This is a genomic window from Novosphingobium sp., from assembly GCF_965229225.1.
Classification (GTDB): domain Bacteria; phylum Pseudomonadota; class Alphaproteobacteria; order Sphingomonadales; family Sphingomonadaceae; genus Novosphingobium.
Genome location: NZ_OZ245867.1, coordinates 1,958,586 through 1,984,154, shown reverse-complemented (window position 1 = coordinate 1,984,154; position 25,569 = coordinate 1,958,586). Strand labels below are relative to the sequence as shown.

General features: G+C 64.9%; 21 protein-coding genes. 11 read left to right on the top strand and 10 right to left on the bottom strand.

Features of this window, described 5'->3' with window-relative positions; translation table 11 throughout:
* Nucleotides 1-102: 102 nt before the first annotated feature.
* Genes ACO06X_RS09065 through mmsB form a run of 4 tightly spaced genes read left to right on the top strand, consistent with a single transcriptional unit; the run spans nucleotide 103 to nucleotide 3,984 of the window.
* Nucleotides 103-1,248, top strand: coding sequence for an acyl-CoA dehydrogenase family protein (locus tag ACO06X_RS09065; protein ID WP_421839596.1), 1,146 nt, complete (start codon nucleotides 103-105; stop codon nucleotides 1,246-1,248).
* Nucleotides 1,249-1,284: 36 nt separating this feature from the next.
* On the top strand, nucleotides 1,285-2,331 hold the full coding sequence (locus ACO06X_RS09060) for an enoyl-CoA hydratase/isomerase family protein (protein WP_421839595.1): 1,047 nt from the start codon (nucleotides 1,285-1,287) through the stop codon (nucleotides 2,329-2,331).
* Complete coding sequence (locus ACO06X_RS09055) at nucleotides 2,328-3,110, top strand: enoyl-CoA hydratase-related protein (RefSeq protein WP_421839594.1); 783 nt, start codon at nucleotides 2,328-2,330, stop codon at nucleotides 3,108-3,110. Before ACO06X_RS09060 ends, ACO06X_RS09055 begins: the two co-directional genes overlap by 4 nt.
* 4 nt (nucleotides 3,111-3,114) lie before the next feature.
* On the top strand, nucleotides 3,115-3,984 hold the full coding sequence (gene mmsB / locus ACO06X_RS09050; RefSeq protein ID WP_421839593.1) for a 3-hydroxyisobutyrate dehydrogenase: 870 nt from the start codon (nucleotides 3,115-3,117) through the stop codon (nucleotides 3,982-3,984).
* A 76-nt stretch (nucleotides 3,985-4,060) separates the two neighbouring features.
* Here mmsB and ACO06X_RS09045 read toward each other — a convergent pair whose 3' ends face one another.
* Complete coding sequence (locus tag ACO06X_RS09045; RefSeq protein WP_421839592.1) at nucleotides 4,061-4,846, bottom strand: CHAP domain-containing protein; 786 nt, start codon at nucleotides 4,844-4,846, stop codon at nucleotides 4,061-4,063.
* A gap of 134 nt (nucleotides 4,847-4,980) precedes the next feature.
* On the opposite strand from ACO06X_RS09045, the gene der reads away from it, so the two are divergent.
* Both der and ACO06X_RS09035 read left to right on the top strand, forming a co-directional pair.
* Nucleotides 4,981-6,369, top strand: coding sequence for a ribosome biogenesis GTPase Der (der, locus tag ACO06X_RS09040; RefSeq protein WP_421839591.1), 1,389 nt, complete (start codon nucleotides 4,981-4,983; stop codon nucleotides 6,367-6,369).
* A gap of 8 nt (nucleotides 6,370-6,377) precedes the next feature.
* A complete protein-coding gene (locus ACO06X_RS09035; protein WP_421839590.1) occupies nucleotides 6,378-6,803 on the top strand; it encodes a DUF983 domain-containing protein in 426 nt (141 codons plus the stop codon).
* Nucleotides 6,804-7,064: 261 nt separating this feature from the next.
* Here ACO06X_RS09035 and ACO06X_RS09030 read toward each other — a convergent pair whose 3' ends face one another.
* From ACO06X_RS09030 to ACO06X_RS09000, 7 genes are all read right to left on the bottom strand, one after another.
* Complete coding sequence (locus ACO06X_RS09030; protein WP_421839589.1) at nucleotides 7,065-7,334, bottom strand: hypothetical protein; 270 nt, start codon at nucleotides 7,332-7,334, stop codon at nucleotides 7,065-7,067.
* A gap of 94 nt (nucleotides 7,335-7,428) precedes the next feature.
* Entirely contained in the window at nucleotides 7,429-8,178 is a 750-nt protein-coding gene (locus tag ACO06X_RS09025; protein WP_421839588.1) for a hypothetical protein, read from the bottom strand.
* Between the two features lie 52 nt (nucleotides 8,179-8,230).
* Nucleotides 8,231-9,406: an acetyl-CoA C-acyltransferase gene (locus tag ACO06X_RS09020; RefSeq protein WP_421839587.1), complete on the bottom strand. Its 1,176-nt coding sequence runs from the start codon at nucleotides 9,404-9,406 to the stop codon at nucleotides 8,231-8,233.
* Entirely contained in the window at nucleotides 9,399-10,997 is a 1,599-nt protein-coding gene (locus ACO06X_RS09015; protein ID WP_421839586.1) for a class I adenylate-forming enzyme family protein, read from the bottom strand. Before ACO06X_RS09015 ends, ACO06X_RS09020 begins: the two co-directional genes overlap by 8 nt.
* A 14-nt stretch (nucleotides 10,998-11,011) precedes the next feature.
* Nucleotides 11,012-12,268 carry a 3-hydroxyacyl-CoA dehydrogenase NAD-binding domain-containing protein gene (locus tag ACO06X_RS09010; protein WP_421839585.1) on the bottom strand — a complete coding sequence of 419 codons (1,257 nt, stop codon included), beginning with the start codon at nucleotides 12,266-12,268 and terminating at the stop codon, nucleotides 11,012-11,014.
* A gap of 22 nt (nucleotides 12,269-12,290) precedes the next feature.
* Nucleotides 12,291-13,514: a serine hydrolase domain-containing protein gene (locus ACO06X_RS09005; RefSeq protein ID WP_421839584.1), complete on the bottom strand. Its 1,224-nt coding sequence runs from the start codon at nucleotides 13,512-13,514 to the stop codon at nucleotides 12,291-12,293.
* The gene (locus tag ACO06X_RS09000; protein WP_421839583.1) at nucleotides 13,514-14,347 is read right to left on the bottom strand and encodes a thioesterase family protein; all 834 of its coding nucleotides are present in this window, start codon (nucleotides 14,345-14,347) and stop codon (nucleotides 13,514-13,516) included. The genes ACO06X_RS09005 and ACO06X_RS09000 overlap by 1 nt, the downstream gene beginning before the upstream one ends.
* A gap of 230 nt (nucleotides 14,348-14,577) precedes the next feature.
* Between ACO06X_RS09000 and ACO06X_RS08995 the strand changes: the two genes are divergently transcribed.
* The 4 genes from ACO06X_RS08995 to ACO06X_RS08980 all read left to right on the top strand — a co-directional run bounded on the left by ACO06X_RS08995 (nucleotide 14,578) and on the right by ACO06X_RS08980 (nucleotide 19,238).
* Nucleotides 14,578-16,335 (top strand): class I adenylate-forming enzyme family protein, encoded by a 1,758-nt coding sequence (locus ACO06X_RS08995; protein WP_421839582.1) that lies wholly within the window; start codon nucleotides 14,578-14,580, stop codon nucleotides 16,333-16,335.
* A 57-nt stretch (nucleotides 16,336-16,392) separates the two neighbouring features.
* A complete protein-coding gene (locus tag ACO06X_RS08990; RefSeq protein ID WP_421839581.1) occupies nucleotides 16,393-16,821 on the top strand; it encodes a GFA family protein in 429 nt (142 codons plus the stop codon).
* Nucleotides 16,822-17,007: 186 nt separating this feature from the next.
* Nucleotides 17,008-18,435, top strand: coding sequence for an aromatic ring-hydroxylating oxygenase subunit alpha (locus ACO06X_RS08985; RefSeq protein WP_421839580.1), 1,428 nt, complete (start codon nucleotides 17,008-17,010; stop codon nucleotides 18,433-18,435).
* The gene (locus ACO06X_RS08980; RefSeq protein ID WP_421839579.1) at nucleotides 18,435-19,238 is read left to right on the top strand and encodes an SDR family NAD(P)-dependent oxidoreductase; all 804 of its coding nucleotides are present in this window, start codon (nucleotides 18,435-18,437) and stop codon (nucleotides 19,236-19,238) included. Before ACO06X_RS08985 ends, ACO06X_RS08980 begins: the two co-directional genes overlap by 1 nt.
* 3 nt (nucleotides 19,239-19,241) lie before the next feature.
* Here ACO06X_RS08980 and ACO06X_RS08975 read toward each other — a convergent pair whose 3' ends face one another.
* A complete protein-coding gene (locus ACO06X_RS08975; protein WP_421839578.1) occupies nucleotides 19,242-20,252 on the bottom strand; it encodes an NADP-dependent oxidoreductase in 1,011 nt (336 codons plus the stop codon).
* Between the two features lie 166 nt (nucleotides 20,253-20,418).
* On the opposite strand from ACO06X_RS08975, the gene ACO06X_RS08970 reads away from it, so the two are divergent.
* Nucleotides 20,419-22,572: a molybdopterin-containing oxidoreductase family protein gene (locus ACO06X_RS08970; RefSeq protein WP_421839577.1), complete on the top strand. Its 2,154-nt coding sequence runs from the start codon at nucleotides 20,419-20,421 to the stop codon at nucleotides 22,570-22,572.
* Nucleotides 22,573-22,771: 199 nt separating this feature from the next.
* Here the strand turns inward: ACO06X_RS08970 and ACO06X_RS08965 are convergent, their stop codons facing one another.
* Nucleotides 22,772-25,312 carry a TonB-dependent receptor gene (locus ACO06X_RS08965; protein WP_421839576.1) on the bottom strand — a complete coding sequence of 847 codons (2,541 nt, stop codon included), beginning with the start codon at nucleotides 25,310-25,312 and terminating at the stop codon, nucleotides 22,772-22,774.
* Nucleotides 25,313-25,569 lie beyond the last annotated feature (257 nt).

Here is a 25,569-nt window from a genome sequence, read left to right as displayed (position 1 = left end):
CGGCCTGCGCCAAACCTTGCCTGCCCCGGCGCTTCGGCTAGGACCGACAGAGGCCGCTCGTCGGCTCCCCGTTTTACCCTTCCTGCAATGCAAGGCCAGAGCATGACCGACCAATTCCAGCTCACCGACGACCAGATCGCCATTCAGGAGATGGCGCGCCGCTTTACCGCCGATGCGATCACCCCGTTCGCGGCGCAGTGGGACGAGGAGCACAGCTTTCCGCTGGATACGATCAAGGCGGCGGCAGAGCTCGGCTTCGCCTCGATCTACGTGAGCGAGGAAAGCGGCGGAATCGGGCTAGGGCGGCTGGAATCGGCGCTGATCATGGAAGCCATGGCTTATGGCTGTCCCACGACCAGCGCGTTCATCTCGATCCACAACATGGCCTCGTGGATGATCGACCGCTTCGGCGGGGAGGAAATCAAGGGCCGCTATTTGCCCTCGCTGATCACGATGGACAAGATCGCGAGCTATTGCCTGACGGAGCCTGGCTCGGGATCGGACGCGGCAGCGCTGCGCACCACGGCTCGGCTGGAGGGCGACCATTATGTCGTCAACGGCACCAAGCAGTTCATCTCGGGCGGCGGGGTAAGCGACATTTACGTGACGATGGTTCGCACAGGAGAGGCGGGACCGAAGGGTATCTCGTGCCTGGTGATCGAGAAAGGCACGCCGGGGCTCAGCTTCGGCGCGCCCGAGCGCAAGCTGGGCTGGAACGCCTCGCCCACTGCGCAGGTGATCTTCGAGAACGTGAAAGTGCCCGTGGCCAACCGCGTCGGCGCGGAGGGCGATGGCTTCCGCTTTGCCATGGCCGGGCTTGATGGCGGGCGGCTCAATATCGGGGCATGCTCGCTTGGCGGGGCGCAGCGCTGCCTCGATGAGGCGATCAGGTATGCCAAGGAACGCAGCCAGTTCGGCCAGCCGATCGCCGATTTCCAGAACACCCAGTTCCAGCTGGCCGATATGGCGACCGAGCTCGAGGCGGCGCGCGCGCTGCTCTATCTCGCGGCCGCCAAGGTGACGAGCAATGCGCCGGACAAGACGCGCTTTTCGGCGATGGCCAAGCGCTTTGCCACCGATACCGGCTCTTCGGTGGTCGACCGCGCGCTGCAGGTGTTTGGCGGCTACGGCTATCTCAAGGACTATCCGATCGAGCGCTTCTGGCGCGACCTGCGCGTGCACCGCATCCTGGAGGGAACCAACGAGGTGATGAAGATGATCGTGGGTCGGGATCTGCTGCGCCAGTAAGCCGGAACGCAAAGGGATTTGGGAGAGAGCAAGGCAATGACCGACGATATTCTGGTCCGTACTGAAGGGGGCATGGGCGTGCTTTCGCTCAATCGCCCCAAGGCGATCCACGCGCTCAACCGGGCGATGGTGGACGGCATGACAGCCGCGCTGCTGGCGTGGCGCGATGATCCCGCGATCGGCGCAGTGATCATCGATCATTCCGAAGGACGCGGCTTCTGCGCGGGTGGCGATATCGCTTTCCTGCGCAATTCGGCGCTGACCGATGAGGGCGTTTCGGGCCGCAAGTTCTTCTTCGACGAGTACCGCCTCAACCACCTGATCATGACTTATGAAAAGCCCATCGTGGCGTTCATGGACGGGATCACCATGGGCGGCGGCGTCGGCATTGCCGATCCGGCGCGCTACCGCGTCGCGACCGAGAACACTCGGCTTGCCATGCCCGAAACCGGCATTGGCCTGTTTCCCGATGTGGGCGGCGGCTGGTTCCTTTCACGCATGAAGGGGCGGCTGGGCCAGTACCTCGCGCTCACCGGCGCGCGGATGGACGGGGCCGAATGCCTCTGGGCGGGTTCGGCAACGCACTACCTGCCTGCCGCCGCGCTGGCCGAGGTGAAGGCAAGGATCGCGGCGAACCCGGACGATATTCCAGCGATCCTGCACAGCTTCGCCGCCGTGCCGCCCGAACCCAAGATCGCGGCGCAGGCGGACGATATCGCGCGGCTGTTCGCTTCGGACCGCTACGAGGACATTCTCGCCGCGCTCGAAGCCGATGGCAGCGAATTTGCCGCCACCACGCTGGCGACATTGCACACCAAGAGCCCGCAAACTTGCAAGGTCGCGTTGCGCCAGCTGGCGACCAGCCTGACCCTGCCCGATTTCGCCGCAAACATGGTGATGGAATACCGCATCTGCAGCCGCGTGCTGGTGCGCCCTGATTTTGCCGAGGGCGTGCGCGCGGTGATCGTGGACAAGGACAATGCCCCCAAGTGGAACCCGGCCACGCCCGAAGGCGTGACCGAAGACATGCTGGACGCGATCTTCGCGCCCCTGACTGCCAGCGAGGAATGGAGCCCCCTATGACGTATGAAACGATTCTGGTCGAACAGCGCGGCGCCGTCACGCTGATCACGCTCAACCGCCCCAAGTCCTTGAATGCGCTCAATTCACAGGTGCTTGAGGAACTCATCGAAGCCTTCGCTGCCTACGAGGCCGACCCGGCGCAGCGCTGCGCCGTGCTCACCGGCTCGGGCGAGAAGGCATTTGCCGCCGGCGCGGACATCAAGGAAATGGCCGACAAGGCCGCGACCGATTTCTACACCGGCGACTTCTTCTCGCGCTGGACCAGCCATCTGGTGAAGACCACGCGCAAGCCGTGGATCGCGGCCGTGAACGGCTTCGCGCTCGGCGGCGGCTGCGAGCTTGCCATGATGGCGGACTTCATCATCGCTTCGGAAAACGCCAAGTTCGGCCAGCCCGAGATCAAGCTTGGCGTGGCGCCCGGCATGGGCGGTTCGCAGCGCCTGACCCGCGCGGTGGGCAAGGCCAAGGCGATGGACATGTGCCTCACCAGCCGGATGATGGACGCGGTGGAAGCTGAGCGTTCGGGCCTCGTCAGCCGCGTCGTGCCGCTGGCCTCGCTGGTCGACGAAGCGGTCGCCGCCGCCGAAGCCATCGCCGCGATGCCGCCGGTGGCCGTGATCGCCAACAAGGAAATGGTCAATGCCGCGTTCGAGCTGACGCTCGATCAGGGCCTGCTGTTCGAACGCCGCGTGTTCCAGATCCTGACGGCGACCGAGGACAAGGCCGAAGGCATGGCCGCCTTTATCGAAAAGCGCCCCGGCGTGTGGAAGGGAAGGTAGACCCATGAAAATCGCATTTATCGGCCTCGGCAACATGGGCGGCGGCATGGCCGCAAATCTGGTCAAGGCGGGGCATGACGTCCACGCGTTCGATCTGGCGGAAGCGGCGCTTGCGCGCGCGAAGGAGAGCGGCTGCACCACCTACACCTCGGTGAAGGAGGCGGTGCAGGGCGCCGATGCCGTCGTCTCGATGCTGCCCAACGGCGCCATCGTGAAGTCGGTCTACACCGCCGATGTGATCGGCCATGCGCCGACCTCTGCCCTTCTGCTCGATTGTTCGACCATCGACGTCGCCACCGCGCGCGAAGTTGCCGCGCTGGCCGCGGATGCTGGCTATGCGATGGTCGATGCGCCGGTTTCGGGCGGGATCGCGGCGGCCAATGGCGGCACGCTCACCTTCATGGTCGGCGGCAGCGCGGACGCGTTCGCGCGCGGTGAGCCGATCCTGGCCGCGATGGGCAAGGCGGTGATCCATGCCGGGGAAAGCGGCGCAGGTCAGGCGGCGAAGATCTGCAACAACATGCTGCTCGGCGCCTCGATGATCGCGACTTGCGAGACCTTTGCCATGGCCGAGAAGCTGGGGCTCGATCTCCAGACCTTCTTCGACATTTCGTCCAAGGCGTCGGGCCAGTGCTGGTCGATGACGAGCTATTGCCCGGTGCCCGGTGTTGGCCCGACGACTCCGGCGGACAATGGCTATCAGGGCGGCTTTGCCACCGCACTGATGCTCAAGGATCTGAAGCTCGCGATGGAAGCGGCCAAGGGTGCCGGGGCTGACGTGCCGATGGGTGCGCGCGCGGCGGAGCTCTATGCGGCGTTTGCCGATGCGGGCAACGGCGGGCTCGATTTCTCGGCGATAATCAAGACGCTTTGATAGCCTCCACCCGCTCGGGCTCAACCCGGTCCGAGCGGGTGTCTCCCCCGGAGATGGCGGGTCTGTGAAGGCCTGCTCAGCGCACGCGGCTGGCGATGATGCGGCCGATGGGATCGCGGGCCAGGTTGGGGGAGACCGCAAGGGTGCGGTCTTCCTTGACCGGGACTTTCACCGTTTCCCGCGCAGCCAGCGGGCGCCGTGCGGGCGTTCGGTTCGTTTCTGGAACGATGCCCTTGAGGAAGTCGGGCCCGATGCGGGAGGTGTAGGCTGCCTTGGGCGCGTCAGCCGAAGCAAGCACGGTCAGTCGTTCACTGGGTCCGAGGGTCTTTGGCGGCTTGCGGTTGTAGATAAAGCCCTCAACCGGCCAGTGCGTGGTGCCGAGCCCGCCAAGCGGCGCATACCACACGCGCACTTCGCTCCAGTCGTTCGCGGGCGAGACATCCACCGCGCGGACATTGTCTTCCATCTGGCCACGGCGCCCCTCGATGGGAGACCAATTGGCGTGGCGCAGCAGGATGGTACGCGAATCGAGGATGCGGCTGACGGCGGCGACATGGCCGAGTTGCATCGCGCCGTAAGGGCGGAATGCCATGACCGCGCCGACCTTGGGCAGGGTGCCGCGCGCATAGTGGCCGGCCGCCTGATCCCACCAGGTGTGGGCGTCACCATAGAGCTGGATGCCGGTGACCTTGCGCGCATAAGGCACGCACTGGATGTAGGGCAGGGCGAAATCTCGCCCGATATCTTCGGCGTTATCGTCGCTCGCACCGGCAGGATCCGGCGCGATCGGCCGTGCATGTGCCTGGAGCGGCACTGCTGCGAGCAGAAAGAGGAGTGCGAGTCGCAGGGGTACCGGGATCATGCAGGCAGCTTTGCCCGCGCTGTGGTTAAAGCTGCTCAAGCGAAGCTGGTTAACGAACCATTTCGGCCTCGAGGCACGCGCGGCGAGTCCACGCTGCGCTTGCGTTCCGGGCGCGTTGGGGCCACGGGAGGGCCATGTTGCCCCAGGTTATCATCATCGGCCGCCCCAATGTCGGCAAGTCGACTCTGTTCAATCGGCTGGTCGGCAAGAAGCTCGCGCTCGTCGACGACCAGCCCGGCGTGACGCGCGACCGCCGCTTTGGCGATGCGGATCTGCTCGGCCTGAGGTTTACCATTGTCGATACGGCAGGCTGGGAAGACCTCGATGCGGAGACGCTGCCGGGCCGCATGCGCCAGCAGACCGAGGCCTCGCTGGTGGGCGCGGACGTGGCGCTGTTCGTGATCGATGCGCGTGCCGGGGTGACCCCGCTCGACGAGGAAATCGCGCGTTATCTGCGCTCAAGCCGCATTCCCATCGTGCTCATGGCCAACAAGGCTGAAGGGCGCGCGGGTGATCCGGGGCTCTATGATGCCTTCGCGCTGGGCTTTGGCGAGCCGGTCGCGTTTTCCGCAGAGCATGGGCAGGGCCTCGCCGATCTGTTCGAGGCGCTGCGCCCGCATATCGAAGGCACGGACGGCGAAGGCGATGCCGGGCCTGACGCCGAGATCGAAGACGAAGAGGAGTTCGATCCCGAATCGGTCCTCAAGCTCGCCATCGTCGGGCGCCCCAATGCGGGCAAGTCTACCCTGATCAACAAGCTGCTCGGCGAAAACCGGCTGCTGACGGGGCCGGAGGCGGGGATCACACGCGATTCGATCGCGATCGACTGGCAGTGGTTCGATCCGACGAGCGACGCCTACCGCCCGGTGCGGCTGATCGACACGGCGGGGATGCGCAAGAAGGCGCAAGTCGTCGAAAAGCTGGAGAAGATGTCCGTCGCCGATGCGCGCCGCGCGATCGACTTTGCCGAAGTTGTCGTGCTGCTGCTCGATGCAACGCGCGGGCTGGAACATCAGGACCTCAAGATCGCCTCGATGGTGCTCGAGGAAGGCCGCGCGCTGATGATCGCGATCAACAAGTGGGACGTGGCGGAGGATCCCTCCGGCCTGTTCAACGGAATCCGCGCCGCGCTTGAGGAAGGCCTGGCGCAAGTGCGCGGGGTGCCGCTGCTGGCGGTTTCGGCGCGCACGGGCAAGGGGCTCGACCAGATGCTGACCGCCGCCTTCGATATCCGCGCGGCATGGTCGAAGCGCGTGCCGACTTCGGCGCTCAATCGCTGGTTCGACGATGCGCTTGCTGCCAATCCGCCGCCCGCACCGGGCGGAAAGCGCATCAAGCTGCGCTACATCACGCAGGCGCGCATCCGGCCGCCGAGCTTCGTGATGTTCGGCACGCGGCTCGATCAGCTTCCCGAAAGCTATCGCCGCTATCTGGTCAACGGTATCCGCCGCGAACTGGGCTTCGACGCGGTACCGATCCGGCTGACCTTGCGCAGCCCGACCAACCCGTTCGCGAAGAAGTAGGACACGCCATGCCCGATACCGCCCTGCCGCTTGACCCCGCGATGCTGCCGCATAGCGCGGGTGCTGCCATCATGCGCGGTGCGGCGGGCAAGTGCCCGCGCTGCGGCGGCACGCATCTGTTCGCTGGCGGGCTGAAGCCTGTCGAACGCTGCCGGATGTGCGGGCAAAACTGGACGTTGCACGCGGCGGACGATTTCCCGCCCTATATCGCGATCCTCCTCACCGGGCACCTGATGGCGCCGGTGATCATCGGCCTCGGCAAGATGGAATCCTTGCCAGCGTGGGCGATGATGCTGATCGCGCTGGCCATGGCCGCCGCGCTGATCGCCGCCATACTGCGCCCAGCCAAGGGCGGCGTGATCGCGCTGCAATGGTGGCTGGGGATGCAGGGCTTTGCCGGGCATGCGGGCAAGGTTGAGGCAGGGGTGGCCTGAGGCCAGCACCAACCCACCCTCGTCGCCCCGTGCTTGACACGGGGCTTGGCTTATCGCGCGACCTCACGTTTGGCATGTAAGCCCGATGGATAACGGTGGCTCAGTCTAAACTTGGGCGAACCAGATCAAGGCAAGAGCAGCGCCGCTTGGCGACGCCGAAAGCTAGCCAAGCCCCGTGTCAAGCACGGGGCGACGATGGGTTTTGGGTGGCGATGTGGTTAGCAGCTCTGGCGTGGATTGGGTGAGAAGAAGGCGCCCATCTTACTCGCGACATTCGCGCAGAACATCTTCAGCCCACAAACGTTCGTTTCCATCAAGCTGTGGCAGCATCTCGCTGATCGCTGATCGAACAGGCGCTGGTATCCGGTGGGTGGGGAGTTCCGAGAAGATGTAAAGAACGGAAGCGCAGGTCTCTGCGTCAAGCAGGAGCGGGAGGAGCACGGTGGCATCCGCGACGTGCAACCAATCGATGATGTTTCTGATTCCGCCCTCGCCTGAACGCAGCGATTGGTCGATTTCTTTTAAGGTCATGCCCTGTAATTTGGCTGTTCCTCTGAATATCCGCAATCGGGATGCATCCCGAAGGGCGGCTTTCAGCCCCAATCTGGCCAAAGCCGCCTCCCCCTCACAAAAAGTTGTTCGGCCAGATCATCGTGCGCCACATATGCGCGGTGGGCGAACCATCGAAGCCCAGCCCTTCCTCCGGCTCCCTGAAGTTCCGGCCGATCACGTCTTCCAGTTCCTCGGGCACCACCACCGGGAAATCGTCGAAGAAGTAGGTGTCGTAGAGCGTCATCTGCCGCGCGGTCATGTACCACTTGTGGTTCCTGGCATATTCGGCGTCGCGCAGGAGGTAGTCGGGCACCTGATAGTCCGGACCGAAGAAGGCGTGATAGCTTTCGGGATAGGCATAGCCGACGCTTTCATCGGGCACATAGCGCAGCGCCTGGTGGTATTTCACCGCGAAGGCGACTTCGGGATCGACATAGGGCTCGACCAACTGCGCGCTCCAGTAGCCGTGGTCGCAGCGGATCAGGCAGCCGTTGGAAATGTCGTGCAGCAGGCAGGCCATCACGACCTTTTCCGGCAGCCCATCATCCAGCGCGCGCTTGGCGCTGACGAGGAGGTGGCGCACGGTGATATCGCCGAAGCGGCAGCGGAAGAAATCGAGCAGGCGCGGGCGCTCGGGCATCCGGGGCAGGGCGGGATTGTCGCCCATCATGAACACCGTCTTGGGGTTCAGGCGCTTGAGCAGCTCGCCCTCGTTGTCAACGAAATCGCTGCCCTTCCAGCCAACGGGGGATGGGTAGATCAGGCGTTCGCGGCCATCTTGCGGCCACTCTCGGTCCTTGGGGGGTCTGGTGTCGTCGGTCATGGATGCGAGGGTAGGCGCGGCGCTGCCACTGGGCAAGCGCCGCGCCGATTGGTCAGAGAACCTCGAACAGCCCCGCCGCGCCCATGCCGCCGCCGACGCACATCGTCACGACGACATGCTTCGCGCCCCGGCGCTTGCCTTCGATCAGGGCATGCATGACCCCGCGCGCGCCGGTCATGCCATAGGGATGGCCGATGGAGATCGCGCCGCCGTTGACGTTGAGCAGCTCGTTCGGAATGCCCAGCTTGTCGCGGCAATAGAGCACCTGCACCGCGAAAGCTTCGTTCAGCTCCCACAGGCCGATGTCATCCATCTTGAGGCCGAAGCGCTTCAGCAGCGCGGGGACGGCGAAGACCGGGCCGATGCCCATTTCGTCAGGCTCGGTGCCCGCAGCCGCCATGCCGACATAGCGGCCCAGCGGCGCGAGGCCCTTCTTCGCGGCGACGGCAGCTTCCATCAGCACGACAGCGGCGGAACCGTCGGAAAGCTGGCTGGCGTTGCCTGCCGTCACGATGCCGCCCTCGATCACGGGCTTGAGCGCCTGCAGGTTCTCCAAGGTGGTCGAGGGGCGGTTGCCCTCGTCCTTGGTGAGCGTCACGTCGTGCATCGTGATCTCGCCGGTTTCCTTGTTCTGCACGCCCATCGAGCTGGTGGTCGGCACGATTTCGGCATCGAACTTGCCCGCAGCCTGCGCGGCGGCGGTGCGCTGCTGCGATTGCAGCGCGTATTCGTCGCAGGCCTCGCGGCTGATGCCATAGCGCTTGCCGACGATCTCGGCGGTCTGCAGCATCGGCATGTAGACCGCGTTGTGCATGGCAACGAGGCTGCGGTCGGGCGCGACGCGCATGTCCTTGGTCTGGACGAGGCTGATCGATTCCTGACCGCCCGCGGCGACCACATCCATGCGGTCGACGATGATCTGCTTGGCGGCGGTGGCGATGGTCATCAGGCCCGACGAGCACTGGCGGTCCATGCTCATGCCCGAAACGGTGACGGGAAGCCCCGCACGCAGCGCGACCTGGCGGGCGATATTGCCGGCCTGCGCGCCCTGCTGGAGCGCAGAGCCCCACAGCACGTCGTCAATCTCGCCGCCCTCGATCCCGGCGCGCGCGACGGCGGCCTCCAATGAAAGCGCGCCGAGCGTGGCGCCGGCAGTGGCGTTGAACGCGCCCTTGTAAGCGCGCCCGATGGGGGTGCGGGCGGCGGAAACGATGACGGCATCACGCATGGTTGGTCTCCTTGGAATCCGGGGTAAGTACGGGGTTCTGGGCTATCGGGTTACCGCCGAAGTGATCGCGCAGTTCGCGCTTCAATACTTTGCCGATGGGGCTGCGCGGCAGTTCGTCGACCACTTCGATGCGGGCGATGCGCTGCGTCTTGCCGAGCGCGCGGTTGGCTTCAAGCCGGATTGCTTCGGGATCGGCGGAAGTATCGGCGAGCACGATCACCGCAAGCGGCGTTTCGCCCCACTGATCGCTGGGCACTCCTACAACGGCGGCTTCCTTCACGGCAGGCTGGCGGGTGAGTTCGGCTTCAAGATCGGTCGGGAAGATGTTGAACCCGCCCGAGATGATCATGTCCTTGGCGCGGTCCATCAGGATCAGGAAGCCGTCCTCGTCGAACTTGCCGATATCGCCGTGGCGGATGTAGCGCACCCCATCCTTGTCGAACCACTCCATCTCGCGCGTCTTGGCGGGCTGGCCGTGGTAGCCGTTCATCATGATGGGGGAACGGCCGACGATCTCGCCAGTTTCGCCCTGTGGCAGCTCGTTGCCGTCCTCGTCGATGATCTTCATCACGTGGCCGGGCGAGGGCTGACCGACGGTGTGGAGCTTGTCCGGGAACTTGTGCGCGAGGAGCGTGGTCGTAGCCCCGCCTTCGGTGAGGCCGTAGCCTTCGACGAGGCCGCCCGGCCAGCGCTTCAGCACATCGGCCTTGAGCCAGGCCGGGAAGGGCGCGGAGGTGCAGCCCTTCAGCCGGTAGGCCGATAGATCGAAGCTGTCGAAGTCCGGCAGTTCCATGATCCGGCGGTACTGCACCGGCACGAGCATGGCGTTGGTGACGCGCTCACGCTCGCTGAGGGCAAGGAACGTGCGCGCATCGAACTTCTTCATCAGCACGACCTTGCCCGCCGCCGTCAGCGTAGGGAGGAAGCTGACGAGCGTGGTGTTTGAATAGAGCGGGGTCGAGTTGATCGTTACCGTATCGTCGTCATAACCGCCGATGATCGTGCGCCGGGCATACTCGTAGCGCATCTGGTGTGATTGGACGATGCCCTTGGGCACGCCCGTGGTGCCCGAGGAATAGATGATGTTGAAGGGGTCTTCGGGCGCGGGGAGGCGCTCTTCCGGCTTCGCGCCGTTCGGGGCGATCCACTCCGAAAAGGGGGTGCCCGCATCGCTATCATCGAGCGCGATGCGCTTGACGTGATCCGGGAAGGGCAGGTCTGCGAGCCCCTCGGCCATGGCCTTGTCGAGCAGCAGCACGCGGCTGGTGCTGTCTGCCAGCATGGCGAGCACTGTTGGCGGCGCGGCGGTGGAGGTGAGCGGCGCGGCGACGGCCCCGGCGCGCAGCGCGCCGAGGAAGGCGAGCGCGGTGTTCACCGAATTGCTCGCCGCAATGGCGACAGGCTCGTTCGCCTGCACCCCTTCGCGCTGGAGCGCAGCGGCCACGCGGTCGAGCATCGTATCGAGTTCGGCCCATGACAGGCGCGAAGTTTCATCCGCCAGCGCGATGGCCTCTCCCCGCCGGGCCGCATGGGCGTGCAGGATCACGCTCAGCGGGATGAACGGGGCTTCGACGATATCCTCGATGCGCATGGCCGGTGCTGCCCTTAGTCGAAGGCTTCGCCCGCAGCGGCTTTCCTTGCCAGCAGCGGAGCAACAGGGAGGCCGTGCTTTTCAAGACCTGCGACGACAGTGGCAAGGCCGATATGGCTCGCCCAATACATCGGGCCGCCGGTCCATGCGGGCCAGCCATAGCCGTTGAGCCAGACGGTATCGATATCGGACGCGCGCTGCGAAATGCCTTCTTCGAGGATGAGGGCACCTTCGCTGATCATGGGATAGAGCAGGCGTTCAAGGATCTCCTGCGCATCAATGCTGCGCTGGGGCTTGCCGGCCTTGGCCGCCCATTCGGCGATCAGGCCGCGCGTAACGTCGCTGGGGGTGCGCTGGCGGTTGGCGTCGTAGTCGTAGAAGCCCTTGCCGGTCTTCTGGCCCCAGCGGCCAAGCGCACAGAGCGCCTCGCGCAGGGTTTCGATGCGGTTCGGGTCGCGGTGCCAGCCGATGTCGAGGCCCGCAAGGTCCGCCATCTGGAACGGGCCCATCGGGAAGCCGAATTCGAGGAGGGCGTTATCGACCTCGGCGAAGTCTGCGCCTTCCATGATGAGGGCGTTGGCCTGTTCCTGCCGCTTGCCGAGCATGCGATTGCCGATAAAGCCGTGGCACACGCCCGAGACCACCGGGACCTTCCCGATCTTCACCGAGAGCGCCATCACCGTGCCGAGCACATCCTTGGCAGTGGCGGAACCGCGCACCACTTCGAGCAGCTTCATCACGTTGGCGGGCGAGAAGAAGTGCATGCCGAGCACGGCTTCGGGGCGCTTCGTGCTGGCGGCGATCTCGTTCACGTCAAGGTAGCTGGTGTTGCTGGCGAGGATCGCACCCTGCTTTACGATACCGTCAAGCTTGCCGAAGACCTCTTTCTTGACGTCCATGCTTTCATAGACAGCCTCGATCACCAGATCGGCATCGGCCAGCGCACCGAAATCGAGCGAGGGGGTGAGGCGCCCCATCGCGGCTTCGGCCAGCGCGGCGTCCATCTTGCCGCGCTTGACGGTGTTCTCGTAGTTCTTGCGCATCGTGGCGACGCCGCGATCGAGCGCTTCCTGCGTCATCTCCACGATGGTGACGGGGATGCCCGCCGTCAGGAAGTTCATCGTGATTCCGCCGCCCATCGTGCCGGCGCCGATCACGCCGACCTTGTTGATGGGCAGCAGAGCGGTGTCTGCGGGGATATCGTCGATCGTCGCGGCGAGTTTGCGCGCGGCGTCGATGTGGTCCTTGGCGCCGGGGATGGGATCGGACATTTCGTTGTCTCCTTGGATGCGATCAGGCGTAACTGTGCGTCATCGCCGAATAGGCCAGTGTCTTGAGCTGGCGGCGGATGGGATAGCTGGAGGACGGAAAGAGCTGGGTCATGAAGACCATGTGGAGCTTTTCCACCGGATCGATGAAGAAGGCGGTGGAATGGATGCCGCCCCAGTGGAATTCGCCATTGGTGCCGGGAATGAGCGTCTTGGCGGGATCGATCACGACGCCAAAGCCGAGGCCGAAGCCGACGCCCGCGTTGCCGGATTCGCTGAACAACGCCTTGGAAAGTGTGGTGAGGTCCGCACCGCCAGGGAGGTGGTTGCTCGCCATGAGCGCCAGCGTCTTGGGCGAGATGAGCGGCGCACCGCCCTTGGCGAGAGCGGCACAGAAGCGGTGGTAATCGGCAGTCGTCGAAAGCAGCCCGCCGCCGCCGCTTTCGAAGCGCGGCGGGCGCAGCGTGTTTGATTTTTCCGCGTGATCGATCAGCGTGGGCGCGCCCATCGGGTTCCACGCCCAGCTATCGGTGAGGCGGTGCGCCTTCGCGGGCGGGCAGTGGAAACCGGTATCGACCATGCCGAGCGGGGCGAAGATGCGGCTCGCGAAGAACTCGCCGAGGCTCATGCCGGAGAGGCGCGCCACGATCACGCCGAGGACATCGGTGCTGACCGAGTAGTTCCAGCTCGTCCCCGGATCGAATTCGAGCGGCAGCTTGGCGAGTTCGGCAATGAAATGGTCGTTGCCGGGCAGCGAGGCATGCCCGTCAAGCCGGCCCTTGCGATAGGCGGCATCGACATTGGTGCGGTTCTGGATGCCGTAGGTGAGGCCCGACATGTGGGTGAGCAGGTCGACCATGCGCATCGGATTGGTGGTGGCACGGGTCGGAAAGAACGGCGCATCGCCGCCGCCGCCGTTGTAGATGCCGAGTCCGGCGAATTCCGGGATCACCTTGGTGACAGGATCGTCGAGCGCGACTTTGCCTTCCTCCAGCAGCATCATGAAAGCGATGCTGGTGAGCGGCTTGGTCATCGAGGCGATGCGGAAGATTGCGTCGTCCGGCAGCGGCGTGCCATCGGCGCGGGCTTTGCCGAGTGTCACGCGGTGGAAGGGCTGGCCATCCCGCGCGATCAGCAGATCGGCATTTGGCAGCAGGCCGGGGGCGACATAGCGCTCCTCCAGAAACGCACCGATGCGGGCGAGGCGACTGGCATCGAAGCCATGGGCGGTGGGATCGTCAATATCCATCAGCCGAACACCGCAACAGATTGCAGGCCGTGCATCACTTCCACGCCTTCGCTGTTCCACAGGCGCAGTGTTTCGCTGCTGAAACCCTCGCCCATGTGGTTCGAGCTGGTTTCAAGCAGCCACCAGCCATCGCGCGTTTTCGGCACTTCGCCGAGGATCGTCAGCGCCCAGGTGATCGAACTGATCGGCCCCATCCGTTCCATCGCGCGCGCCGAACCGGGCGGCAGCGCATCGCCGATGCCGACGAGTTCGGCGACCGGATCGAGCCCGGAGCGATCCTTGAGACGCACCCAACGGCGGATCGTGCCCGGAGGGGAACCGCCAGCCGGATCGGCGCGGCGCATGTCCATTCGCGCGGTGAAGGCGGGGGCATAGTCGCTGGAGGTGAGCCGGGGTGAGTCCTCGGGCTGGATCAGGTTCGGCAAGACGGCGGCTGCTACGGTCCCGTTGCTTGCCCGGCCTGCGCCAAACAGCCAGAGCGTGCGCTGCGCCAATGCGCCTTCGCAGGTGAGCGAGGTTTCCACCTGCGCGACGCTCTTCCCCTGCCGGAGCATCACGACTTCGACTTCGAGATGCTCGCCAACCGGCGCGACGAAGCCGACTTGCGCGGCGCGCAGCGGTGGCAGGTCGGGGAATGCCAGCTTCGCGGCGGAATAGGCAATGAACGCGGCCGTGCCGCCATACATCGTGCGGCCCTGCATCCAGCCTGCAGCGCCATCCAGCTTGAAGCGCCCGCTGCCCAGCGGTTCGAGCCGTGCGGCCAGCGCGCCGAAGCTCATATCCGCTTCGGCAGAGCCATTGGTGACAGCATCCGGGTGCTCGGCTTCCGGCAAATCTGCGTCCTTCCCACGAATCTTCTTATGCAGCGGGATTAGGTCATCGAGAGAGATCAGGGAAGCGCTTTGCGCGAGGCCCGTAGGCGAAAAAATGCAGCAATTCCGCCGGATTCGGTGCCTTCCGCTACGGCATCCGGGCCTTTCGGGCCCCTTGCTGCAAACCGGGCGCGGCTCTAGTCTCGCCGCAAGCAGGTGCCGCCGATACGAGCGATGCCCATGAGGATGCCATGACCGAACCGAGCCCAGAACCAACAGGCGCACTTCCCACGATTCCCGCCGGTTGGCCCGTGCATACGCTGCCGGAAATCCGCGCCGAACTCTGCGCGCCGGGCATGCCGTTCGAGATGGAAACCGTCACGATCCGGGGCGTGCCGACGCGGGTGTGGAAGAATGCGCTGCCCGATCTGCGCGGCGTGCTAGCGGCGGCACGCACGCATGGCCCGGCCGATTTCCTTGTCTACGGCGAAGAACGCGTGAGCTTCGATGGCTTTCACCGCGCAGTCGCGGCGCTCATGTCGGCGCTGGCCGCACGCGGCGTGGGCAAGGGCGACCGGGTGGCGCTGGCCATGCGCAATCTGCCGGAATGGCCGGTGGCGTTCATGGCCGTCTGCGCGCTCGGGGCGATCATCGTGCCGCTTAATGCGTGGTGGACGGGCGAGGAACTGGCCTTTGCACTGGAAGACAGCGGCTCTCGGTTGCTGATCGCCGATGCCGATCGCTGGACGCGGATCGCGCCGCATGCGGCGGGTTTGCCGCTGCAGCACGTGGTCGTATCGCGCGGGGCTGGCGAAGGTGCCGAGCGGCTCGAGGATATGATTGGCGCACCGGGCAGTTGGTCCGCGCTGCCCGATGCGGAACTGCCCCCGGCTGAGATCGCCAGCGATGATCCCGCCGGCATCTTCTATACCAGCGGCACGACCGGCCGGCCCAAGGGCGCGCTCGGAACGCATCGCAACCTCACGACCAATATCATGACGAGCGCGTGGAGCGCCGCGCAATCGGCAAGGCGGCGCGGCGAGGGATTGCCCGAACCGCGCTCACGCGTAATCCTGCTGGCGGTGCCCTTCTTCCATGCCACGGCCTTTTCGGCGACCTTGATGGGCTCGCTCGCGGGCGGCAGCCGCCTCGTGCTGCTCCACAAGTGGGATACGCTGGAGGCGATGCGCCTGATCGAAACGGAGCGCGTTTCGATGACCGGCGGCGTGCCGTTCATCGCCTGGCAGCTGATCGAGCATCCAGAACGACACAAGTTCGATCTCTCCACGCTCGAGGCGATTTCCTATGGCGGCGCGCCTTCCGCTCCCGAGCTTGTCTCCGCGATCTGGCAGAACTTCGGCGCGCTCCCCGGCAACGGCTGGGGCATGACCGAGACCTCCGCCACGGTGACCCATCACATGGCTGAGGACTACCTCAACCGGCCCTCCAGCTGCGGCCCGCCGGCGCCGGTCGCCAGCCTCGAAATCCGCGCCGACGATGGGGTGACGGTCCTCCCGCCGAACAGCGTGGGTGAACTTTGGGCGAGCGGGCCGATGATCGTGGCGGGCTACTGGAACCGGCCAGAGGCGACAGCGCAGACCTTCGTTGATGGCTGGGTGCGCACTGGCGACCTTGCGAAGCTGGATGATGAGGGCTTCTGCACGATCGTCGACCGCGCCAAGGACGTGATCATCCGGGGCGGCGAGAACATCTACTCGATCGAGGTCGAAAACGTGCTCTACGAGCATCCCGCCGTGACCGATGCGGCGCTGGTGGGCATTCCGCACCGCACCTTGGGGGAGGAACCGGCGGCGGTCGTCTATCTCGCGCCGGGAGCGGCAGCGAGCGAGGACGAACTCAAGGCTTTCGTGGCAGCACGGCTGGCCGGGTTCAAGGTGCCGGTGCGGATCGCCTTCACGGCTGAGACCCTGCCGCGCAATGCCAACGGCAAGATCCTGAAGAAGGAGCTCAAGGCGATGCTGACGGCTTCCGGGCTGGCAGAAACGTGAGATGGCGCGGGCTGAGGGCTGTGCGATGGGTGTGACAGGAATTGGGGAGACGGGATGATGAGCGAGGCAGAAACGACAGGCGAACGGCGTTCGGGCGGATGCCTGTGCGGGGCGGTGCGCTATGAAACCGCCTGGCCGCCACTGCTGACGGGCGTGTGCCACTGCCGCCATTGCCAGAAGCAGGCGGGCACGGCGTTTTCGGTCCTCGTCGCCGTGCCGTTCGCCGCGCTGGAGCGTTCGGGCGAGCTTACCACCTATGAGGACGGCAGCGAATCCGGCAACCCGGTGATGCGCAAGTTTTGCGGCACATGCGGCTCGCCCGTATTCAGCGAAACGCCGGACGGGATGGCGCAGGGGATGATCTTCATCAAGGCGGGCACGCTGGACAATCCCGACGAGCTGGCACCCACCGTCCATTTCTGGACGGCGAGCAAGCAGAACTGGGTGACGCTGCCCGAAGGCGCGGCGCTGCTCGAAAAGCAGTAGATCGGGCGCGCCGATTTCCCATCCACCCCGCGCAAACACGCGGCGGATGGGGGCTTTTTTGCGCTCCTATTCAATGCGCCAGCTTGTTGGAGGGCGCCAGCATGGCAATATGTTTGTCGTGCAAGATCTCTGCGTCTGGTGAAGCTCGACCTGCCCACTTGACGCGCTTCAAAACCAGGACACGTCATGGCTGATATTGACCCCCAGATCGACCGCTCCGACCGCTGCCCGGGGATCACTTATACCGACATGCTGGCAGTCGATACGCGGCCCGCGCCCGATTACCTCGTGATGGAATCGACGCAGGAACTGGGCGACGAACCGCTCGATCCGGATCGCTACACCAGCCCCGCCTTCATGGCGCTGGAAGACGAGAAGATGTGGCCCAACGTGTGGCAGTTCGCCGCGCGCGAGGAGGACATGCCCGATCCCGGCGACACGGTGGTCTACGAGATCGGCGACAAGTCGTTCCTGCTGATCCGGCAGCCTGACGGCGGCGTGCGCGCGTTCTACAACGTGTGCCTCCACCGTGGGCGCAAGTTGCGGCTGGAAAGCGGGCGCGCGATCAACCTGCGCTGCCCGTTCCACGGCTTCACCTGGAACAACGATGGCAGCCTCAAGGAAATCCCCTGCGCGTGGGATTTCAAGCACCTTGAGGACAAGGACCTCTCGCTCCCCGAACTGAAAGTCGAGCGCTGGCAGGGCTTCATCCTCATCACCGAGAACCACGATCTGCCCGGTTTCCGCGAGTGGATCGGCCCCGGTGTCGAGCACTACGACAACTGGCGGCTGGATGAATGCACCACCGGCGCGTGGGTGGCGAAGGTGGTGCCAGCCAACTGGAAGGCCGTCTCAGAGGCGTTCATGGAAGCCTGGCACTCGGTCGTCACGCATCCGCAGATCCTGCCGTTCACAGCGGACGCCAACACGCGCTACGATCTCTACGGCGATCACATGAACCGGGCTATCACGCCCAATGGGACGCTTTCGCCCCACCTCAAGGGCAAGGATCAGCTCTATGTGATCAACAAGCTGGCCGAGTTCCTTGGCGCAGGCGATGGGCGCGGCCGCCGCAATGCAGCCGAACCGACCGACCTCATGGGCTTCAATGCGGATGATCCTCTGCTGGCGCGCAAGGTGTTGGCGCAGGCCAACCGCGAAGGCTTCGCGGCGATGAACGGGCATGATTACTCGCAGGCCTCGGACAGCGAGATGCTCGACAACCTGACTTATAATATCTTCCCCAACTGGTCGCCGTGGGGCGGCTTCGTGCCGAACATCGTCTATCGCTGGCGGCCGTGGCAGGATGCCGATCACTGCCTGATGGAAGTGCGCATACTGATGCGCGCGCAGAAGGGCGAGAAGCCGGCGCGCGGACCCGAGATGTTCATGATCCCGGATGGCGAACCGTTCACCTATGCCTCGCACCTTATCGGTGCGGCGCTGGCCGGGGTGTTCGATCAGGACATGGAAAACCTGCCGCATGTGCAGGCGGGCATGAAGGCAAGCAAGAACAAGCGGCTGGAACTCGGCCACTATCAGGAAACCCGCATCCGCCAGTTCCACAAGACGATGGACAAGTACATTTCCGGCGAACTGCCCAAGACGGCGTGATGCAAAGGCTGGAAGGGCGCGTCGCGCTCGTGACGGGCGCGCTGCGCGGCATTGGCCTTGCGGCGGTGGAGCGGTTGCTGGCCGAAGGCGCGTCGGTGGTTCTCACCGACCTTCCCGATCCCGGCGCGACGGAAGTTGTCGCAGTGCTCGGCCGGTTGGGGCCATCTGCGCATTATCTGCCGCTCAATGTGACGCAGGAGGCTGATTGGCAGGCGGTCGCGGCGCAGGTTCGTGCCGACCATGGCCGGCTCGATGTGCTGGTCGCCAATGCCGGGACCGACTGCACTTCGCGGGTCGAGGAGATCAGCCTTGCCGATTGGCACCGCGTCATGGCGGTCAATGTCGATGGCCTGTTCCTCGGCGTGAAGCACTGCGCGCCGCTGATGGAAGAGACCGGACGGACCACGCGCGGCGGCGCTTCGGTCATTGCGATCAGTTCGATCATGGGGATCGTCGGCATTGCCGATGCCTCGGCCTACAACACCTCCAAGGGCGCGGTGCGCTTGTTCTGCAAGGCGGTGGCGATCGAGTTTGCGCAGAAGCGCATGCCGATCCGCGTCAACTCCGTGCACCCCGGCTTCGTGCGCACGCGGCTGCTTGAGGAAGGCATGGCGGGGTGGGTGGAAAAAGGCATGGGCACCTCGGTCGAGGCGCTGATGGAGGGTCTGGGCGCGAGCACACCGATGGGCCGCATCGCCGAACCGGACGAGATCGCGCCCGCCATCGCCTTTCTCGCGTCGGACGATGCGAGCTACGTGACGGGTGCGGAACTTGTCGTCGATGGCGGGTGGACCGCGCAGTAGTGCTTAAAGCTCCACCACCACCTTGCCGATGTTCGCGCCGGTGAAGAGCTTGGTGAAGGCCTCGGGCGTCGCTTCGAGGCCGTGGCTGACTTCGAAGGGCAGGCGCAGCTGGCCGGCGGCGGCGAGGTGGGCGAGCTGCGGATTGAATTCGGGCTCGCGGGCGTAGAAGTCCGGCGAGAAGAAGCCTTCGATGCGCAGGCGCTTCATCAGTACCTGATCGAAGCGGTAGGGACCGGGCACGGGGCCTTGGGCGATATAGTTGGTGATGAGCCCGCAGACCGCGACGCGACCGAACAGCGCCATATTGGCCAGCGCAGCATCGAGGATTGCGCCGCCGACATTGTCGAAATAGACGTCGATGCCATCGGGGCAGAGCCGCGCGAGTTCGGCTTCGACATCGGCCGACTTGTAGTCGATCGCGCCATCGAAGCCGTATTCGCTCGTCAGCAGGTCGCACTTGGCCGCGCCCCCGGCGATGCCGATTACGCGGCAGCCTTGCGCCTTGGCGATCTGGCCGGCCATGAGCCCGGTGCAGCCCGCCGCAGCGGACACGACGAAGGTTTCGCCCGCCTTCACTGCGCCAGTTTCGACGACGCCGACCCAGGCTGTCCAGCCGTTGGCGCCGTAGATGCCGACATACTCTTTCAGGTCGTCGTGCGTGTCGTCCAGTGTGGTGCAATAGGTCGCATCGGGCTCGACCACCGAAAAGTCCGCCCACTGGCCGTAGCAGCGCACGCGGTCTCCCGCCTTGTACTCGGGGTGGCGGCTGTCCACGACCACGCCCAGCACCGTGCCGATCAGCTTCGCGCCCAGCGGCGTGCCGGGCTGGTAGCTGTCCTCGCGGTCGGTCATGTACATGCGGGTGCCGCTGTCCATCGAGAGCACCTTGTTCGCGACGAGAATCTGACCCTCGCCAAGCGCGGGCAGCGTTTCGGTCTCCAGCGCGAAGGCTTCGGCATAAGCATTACCGACAGGGCGGTGGGCGAGGATCCAGTGGCGGTTTGCGGTGCTCATTCGGTGTCCTTCGGCTGGGGCTGCCGTGCATCAAGCCCGCCTTTCGCCCCCAAGGCCACTGGCGGAAATGAGCGGCGCCTCTGTTCTTTGGCCCCCTCTCTTTCATCAGTGGGCCGGGGGCAGGAATGCCGATAGCCTCCGCACTCAAAATACTGGGAGACGTGTCTTGGCCGATAAGACCCTGCGTACCTTCTGCCGCTTCTGCCATGCCAGCTGCGCCATGCTGGTCGATGTCGAAGGCGACAAGGTCACGGCGGTGCGGGGCGATCCCGAGAACCCGCTGTTCAATGGCTATACGTGCGTGAAGGGCCGCCAGATGCCCGAGATGCACAACTTGCCAGAGCGGCACCTGCGGCCATTGGTGCGCAAGGACGGCGTCAAGGGCGGGGAGTTCGTGGAGACTTCGACCGCCGAGGCGCTCAAGCTGGTGGCCGACAAGATCCGCGCCGTGATCGCCGAGCATGGGCCACATTCCGTGGCGCTCTATTGCGGCACCAACGCGTTCCAGAACAGCGCGGTACTGGGCACGTCCTTCGCGCTGGCCGAGGCGCTGGGCACGCGCAATTACTATACCAGCGTGACGGTGGACCAGCCCGCGAAGGTGTTCACCACGGCGCGCTACGGCCAGTGGATGGGCGGGCCGAACAACTTCGAGGAATCCGACGTCGTCATGTTCGTCGGCAACAATCCGCTCGTCTCGCACTACACGCCGAGCGGCGGGGTGCCCCCGTTCTCGCCCTCGCGGCGCCTGCGCGATGCCAAGGCGCGGGGGATGAAGGTGATCGTGGCCGATCCGCGCCAGAGCGACACCGGCAACCTGGCCGACCTCTACCTGCAGGTGAAGCCGGGCGAAGACCCGGCGCTGCTGGGCGGCATGCTGCACGTGATCATCAAGGAAGGGCTCTTCGACCGCAACTTCGTGGCGGCGCACGTCGACGGATTCGACGCGCTGGCCGATGCGGTGAAGGACTTCACGCCCGAACTCGCCGAAACGCGCGCTGGGGTTCCGGCGGAGCAGATCGTGGCGGCCGCCCGCATGTTCGCCCGCGCCGCGAAGGGCCGGGTGGTGACGGGGACGGGGCCGGAGATGGCCGGGCGCGGCACGCTGACCGAATACCTCGTGACTGCGCTCAATGTGGTTTGCGCGCGGTTCAACCAGGCGGGGGACAAAGTGGCGAACCCGATGGTGTTCATGCCGTTTGCGGCGGGGCCGAAGAAGGCGCAAGTCGCGCCGCCGATGCCGATGTTCGGCGATGGCTTTGCCCAGTCGCGCATTCGCGGGATCGGCAAGCTGGGGCAGGAAATGCCCTGCCCGGTGCTGGCGGACGAGATCCTCACTCCCGGCGAAGGCCAGATCAAGGTGCTGATCTCGATCGGCGGCAACCCAGAGATCGCCTTCCCCAACCAGCGCAAGGTGAGGAAAGCGCTCGAAACGCTGGAAATGTTTGTTCAGGTCGATCCCTATATGTCGGCCAGCGCCAAGCGCGCCGACGTGATCCTCGCGCCTTCGATGTGCCTTGAGCGTGAGGACATCAACAACGTCTCGCAGCCGTTCTGCGAGGAGCCTTATGCGCATTACGGCGAGGCTATGGTGCCGGCGCCGGGCGACACGATGGACGAGTACGAGATGCTGTGGTGGCTCGCCAAGCATCTGGGGCTGGAACTCAAGCTACCCGGCGGGCCCTGCCCGATGGACGCGGTGCCCGACAAGATGACCATGCTCGACCTCATCTCGCACGGCTGCCTCGTCAAGCCAAGCAAGGCGCGCGCGGATTCGCTGGCAAGCGCAACCCCGGGCGGGGCGATGTTCTATCCCGAGGCGCATGCGGTGATCGAACCGGCCGATCCCGATGCGGCGAACCGGTTCCAGCTGGGGGCTGGCGAAATGCCGGCGGCGTTTGCGGGTTATGCGGCGCAGCGGCCTGAAGCGGACGGCTTCGATTTCCGCCTGATCTCGCGCCGCTCCAAGCACCGCTACAACAGCAACGGGCACATCTCCGAATTCCTCAAGAAGAAGATGCCGACCAACCCGGCCTACTTCAATCCGGAGGACTTGGCCGAGCTTGGTGTGGAGGATGGTGCGGTGATCGAGATTGCCTCGCGCGTCGCCTCGATCCATGCGGTAGCCAGCGCCAGCGACAAGGTGCGGCGCGGGGTGATCTCTATGTCGCACGCCTGGGGCAACGATGATTCCGGCAAGGACGACGTGATGACGGTTGGCGCTTCGACCAACCGCCTGATCGATGATGCCGAGGATGCCGATCCGATCACCGGCATGGTGCTGCAGAGTGCGATCCCGGTGCGGGTGGTGGCTGCCTGACGGCATTTTAACGCCGCGTTTGCCGCTCTGGATTCCCGCCTGCGCGGGGATGACGAACTGTCTTTGACATAATTCTCGTCATTCCCGCGCAGGCGGGAATCCAGAGCCCCATCGCGCTGACCCGGCCAACCCCAAACAGAAAAAGGCCGCCCCGGTTTCCCGGGACGGCCTTTCCTCTTTTCGTTCCGATGTGTGGAAATCAGAACTTGAAGCTGGCTTCCACGAAGACCTGGCGGCCGCGGTTAAGCAGCACGTTGCGGTCGTCGCCCTGCGGCACGTAAGTCGCCGAACCCGGAGTGCCGAGCCCGCCGGGGCCGGCGAGGAACGGACGCGCGCCGCTCGACTGGACGAAGCGCTTGTCGGTGATGTTGATGCCCACCAGCGAGAGCTTCCACTTGCCCGTGGGATCGCCAATCGAGAGGCTGCCGTCGATGGTTGCCCAGCCCTTCTGGATCGGATCGTTCACGCTCGTCGTGTCGGTGTAGTAGCTGCTCGAGAACGCGAGGTTCGAGTGGGTGCCGATCTGGAGCGAGTCGCTGACCGGCACGTTATAGTCGAACCCGACGTTGCCTGCCCATTCCGGCGCGCGCGAAGCTGCACGGCCCTGGAGCGGCGATCCGTCGATCGCCGAAGCCAGCGGCTTGGTGAAGGTCGCCTTGGTATAGGCGAGCGCACCGTTGAGACGCAGGCCCTCGACCGGGGTCCGCCACGAGAAGTCGATATCGACACCCTTGGTGGTCAGTTCCGAGGCGTTGAAGGTCTTGAACTGGACCTTGGTCGCATCGAACACCTGCAGCTGGATATCGCTGAACACATAGTAGAACAGCGAGCCGTTGAGGGTGATCGTGCGGCCCGCCATCTGCGACTTCACACCAAGCTCGCCGCCCTTGGCGCGCTCCGACCTGAAGATCAGGCCCTGGGCCACGGCATCACGCGTGGCCGGGTTGTTGAAGCCGAGCAGGCTGTTCGAAGGCAGCGCGCTGTTGTCGATACCGCCCGACTTGTAGCCGGTCTTGTAGGCGGCATAGATGTTGAGATCGTCGCTCGCCTTGTAGCGCAGCGTGACTTCCGGCGAGACGTTGTGATCCTTGAACGGGATCGGGCCCGAGAAGAAGCCGCTGCTGATGAACGCCGGGGTCGCCGAGAGGAAGGCATGGACGTAGGGCACGGAGATCGTGTTGACCTTGTCTTCCTTGGTCCAGCGCACGCCGCCCGAAAGTTCGAGCTGTTCGGTCAGCTTGTAGTTGCCGCTGGCGAAGAGCGAGTAAGCCTTCGTGGTGGTGTGGTGCTTCTTGTACCAGTCAAACGAGCTGCCGGTGATCGGATCAGCCGCGATGATCGAGATGTTCACACCCTGCTGCGAGGTGTTGAAATCGATGTTGCGGTGTTCGTAGAAGCCGCCGACCATGAAGTTGAACGGACCATCGAAGCTGCTGGTCAGGCGGATTTCCTGGGTCCACTGCTTGGTGGCGTTGAGCGGGTCGCTCGAACCGAAGCCCTGGGCCGAGCCCGGGGTGTTCACGGCGGCAAGGCGCGGCGCGATCAGATTGAGCGGAACGCCGTTCGGATTGAACGCAGGACCGACGCCGACCGAGCTGTAGGTATCGGAATCGACCGAGTTGATATTGAAGTAGCCGGTCACCGAGCTCAGCTTGAGGTTGTCGGTCACATCAAGGTCCATGCGCAGGCGCGTGAGCCAGATATCGGTCTGGCCAAACGGGTGGCCCGGATACCGGCCGTCACCCGCAGCGCTGCCGGTGGGATAGCCGCCGGCCTGCGTGGGCGAGGGATCGCTGATCGCATAGTAGCGGTCGCCGATGTTGCAGTTTGCGCCCGATGGGATTGCGACAGCGCCGCCCAGCAGCACGACTTCGTCAGCACGGCCATTCTTGCCGCAGTCGATATCCTGGTGGCCGATGGCGCCATCGTTGCGGTTGGTGATGTAGTTCACCTTGAGGTTCGCGGTGAACGCGCTCGAGGGATCCCATTGCAGGGTCAGCCGGCTGTTGAAATCGCGCATGCCGCGATTGCGGATCTTGGCCGGAATGCCCGGCTGGATCTGGGTGTACTTCGAGATATCGTTGTACTGCGCAGCGACGCGGATGCCGAGCGTCGGGGTGATCGGACCGGAAATGTACCCACCGATGACATAGCCGTCCTCGACGAATTCATAGCTGGCCTTGCCGCCCACTTCCCACTGCTTGGTGGGATCGTTCGAGCGCAGGCCGAGCACGCCTGCGGTGGCGCTCTTGCCGAAGTAGAGCGTCTGCGGGCCCTTCATCACGTCGACCTGCTTGATGTCGAAGAAGCCGGCCTGGAGGAGGCGCATCGAGGAGAGCTGGATGCCGTCCATATCGAGCGCGACGGCAGAGTCGAACGCGGCGGAAATTGCCGAGGAGCCGACGCCGCGCAGCGCGATCGAGCCGCCCGAACCCGAGCCGCCCGAGTAGATGTTGAGCGTGGGAACGTGCGTGCCGAGCGCTTCGGCCTTGGTCGCCTGATCGCGGTTGATCGCATCGGCGGTAATCGCGGTGATCGTCACCGGCACGTTCTGCAGCGTTTCCGTGGACTTGCGCGCGATAACCGTGATCGCGTTGCCATCATCGACAGTGGCACCGCCCGTTGCTTCTGCCGCCGCAGCATCCGCGGCGTGCGCCAGTCCTGGCAGCGCCAGCGACGTTGCCGCAACACCTGCAAAAAGCGCGACGCGAAACAGCGACGCGTTTGTCCTCAACCCCATAGCAATCCTCCCAACTTTCAGTAGGCGTTTATCGTGCTGTTATTGCGTGATTTTGCGCCCACAATCCCAAATGCTAGGCTAGGGCGCAGGGGGCGAACAGCAACTATCAAAAAGGGTGACGGATGGGCGCATTTTGTGCGCCGTGTGACCGCAAAAACGCAGGGATTCCGTAGGGTCAGGCCGGGTGTGAAAGACCTCGGCGAACCGTTTATTCGGCGCTCAGACTTGGCGCACAATTGGGTCTCCTCCGTGCAAAA

Bases quoted from the DNA above. Each gene is read 5' to 3' on its own strand.
- ACO06X_RS08975 (WP_421839578.1), bottom strand. From the start codon at position 20,252: ATGAGCACCGCAAACCGCCACTGGATCCTCGCCCACCGCCCTGTCGGT.
- mmsB (WP_421839593.1), top strand. From the start codon at position 3,115: ATGAAAATCGCATTTATCGGCCTCGGCAACATGGGCGGCGGCATGGCC.
- der (WP_421839591.1), top strand. From the start codon at position 4,981: ATGTTGCCCCAGGTTATCATCATCGGCCGCCCCAATGTCGGCAAGTCG.
- ACO06X_RS09030 (WP_421839589.1), bottom strand. From the start codon at position 7,334: ATGACCTTAAAAGAAATCGACCAATCGCTGCGTTCAGGCGAGGGCGGA.
- ACO06X_RS08965 (WP_421839576.1), bottom strand. From the start codon at position 25,312: ATGGGGTTGAGGACAAACGCGTCGCTGTTTCGCGTCGCGCTTTTTGCA.
- ACO06X_RS08985 (WP_421839580.1), top strand. From the start codon at position 17,008: ATGGCTGATATTGACCCCCAGATCGACCGCTCCGACCGCTGCCCGGGG.
- ACO06X_RS09005 (WP_421839584.1), bottom strand. From the start codon at position 13,514: ATGGATATTGACGATCCCACCGCCCATGGCTTCGATGCCAGTCGCCTC.
- ACO06X_RS08990 (WP_421839581.1), top strand. From the start codon at position 16,393: ATGAGCGAGGCAGAAACGACAGGCGAACGGCGTTCGGGCGGATGCCTG.
- ACO06X_RS09045 (WP_421839592.1), bottom strand. From the start codon at position 4,846: ATGATCCCGGTACCCCTGCGACTCGCACTCCTCTTTCTGCTCGCAGCA.
- ACO06X_RS09035 (WP_421839590.1), top strand. From the start codon at position 6,378: ATGCCCGATACCGCCCTGCCGCTTGACCCCGCGATGCTGCCGCATAGC.
- ACO06X_RS09065 (WP_421839596.1), top strand. From the start codon at position 103: ATGACCGACCAATTCCAGCTCACCGACGACCAGATCGCCATTCAGGAG.
- ACO06X_RS09015 (WP_421839586.1), bottom strand. From the start codon at position 10,997: ATGCGCATCGAGGATATCGTCGAAGCCCCGTTCATCCCGCTGAGCGTG.
- ACO06X_RS09010 (WP_421839585.1), bottom strand. From the start codon at position 12,268: ATGTCCGATCCCATCCCCGGCGCCAAGGACCACATCGACGCCGCGCGC.
- ACO06X_RS09025 (WP_421839588.1), bottom strand. From the start codon at position 8,178: ATGACCGACGACACCAGACCCCCCAAGGACCGAGAGTGGCCGCAAGAT.
- ACO06X_RS09060 (WP_421839595.1), top strand. From the start codon at position 1,285: ATGACCGACGATATTCTGGTCCGTACTGAAGGGGGCATGGGCGTGCTT.
- ACO06X_RS09020 (WP_421839587.1), bottom strand. From the start codon at position 9,406: ATGCGTGATGCCGTCATCGTTTCCGCCGCCCGCACCCCCATCGGGCGC.
- ACO06X_RS08995 (WP_421839582.1), top strand. From the start codon at position 14,578: ATGACCGAACCGAGCCCAGAACCAACAGGCGCACTTCCCACGATTCCC.
- ACO06X_RS09055 (WP_421839594.1), top strand. From the start codon at position 2,328: ATGACGTATGAAACGATTCTGGTCGAACAGCGCGGCGCCGTCACGCTG.
- ACO06X_RS08980 (WP_421839579.1), top strand. From the start codon at position 18,435: ATGCAAAGGCTGGAAGGGCGCGTCGCGCTCGTGACGGGCGCGCTGCGC.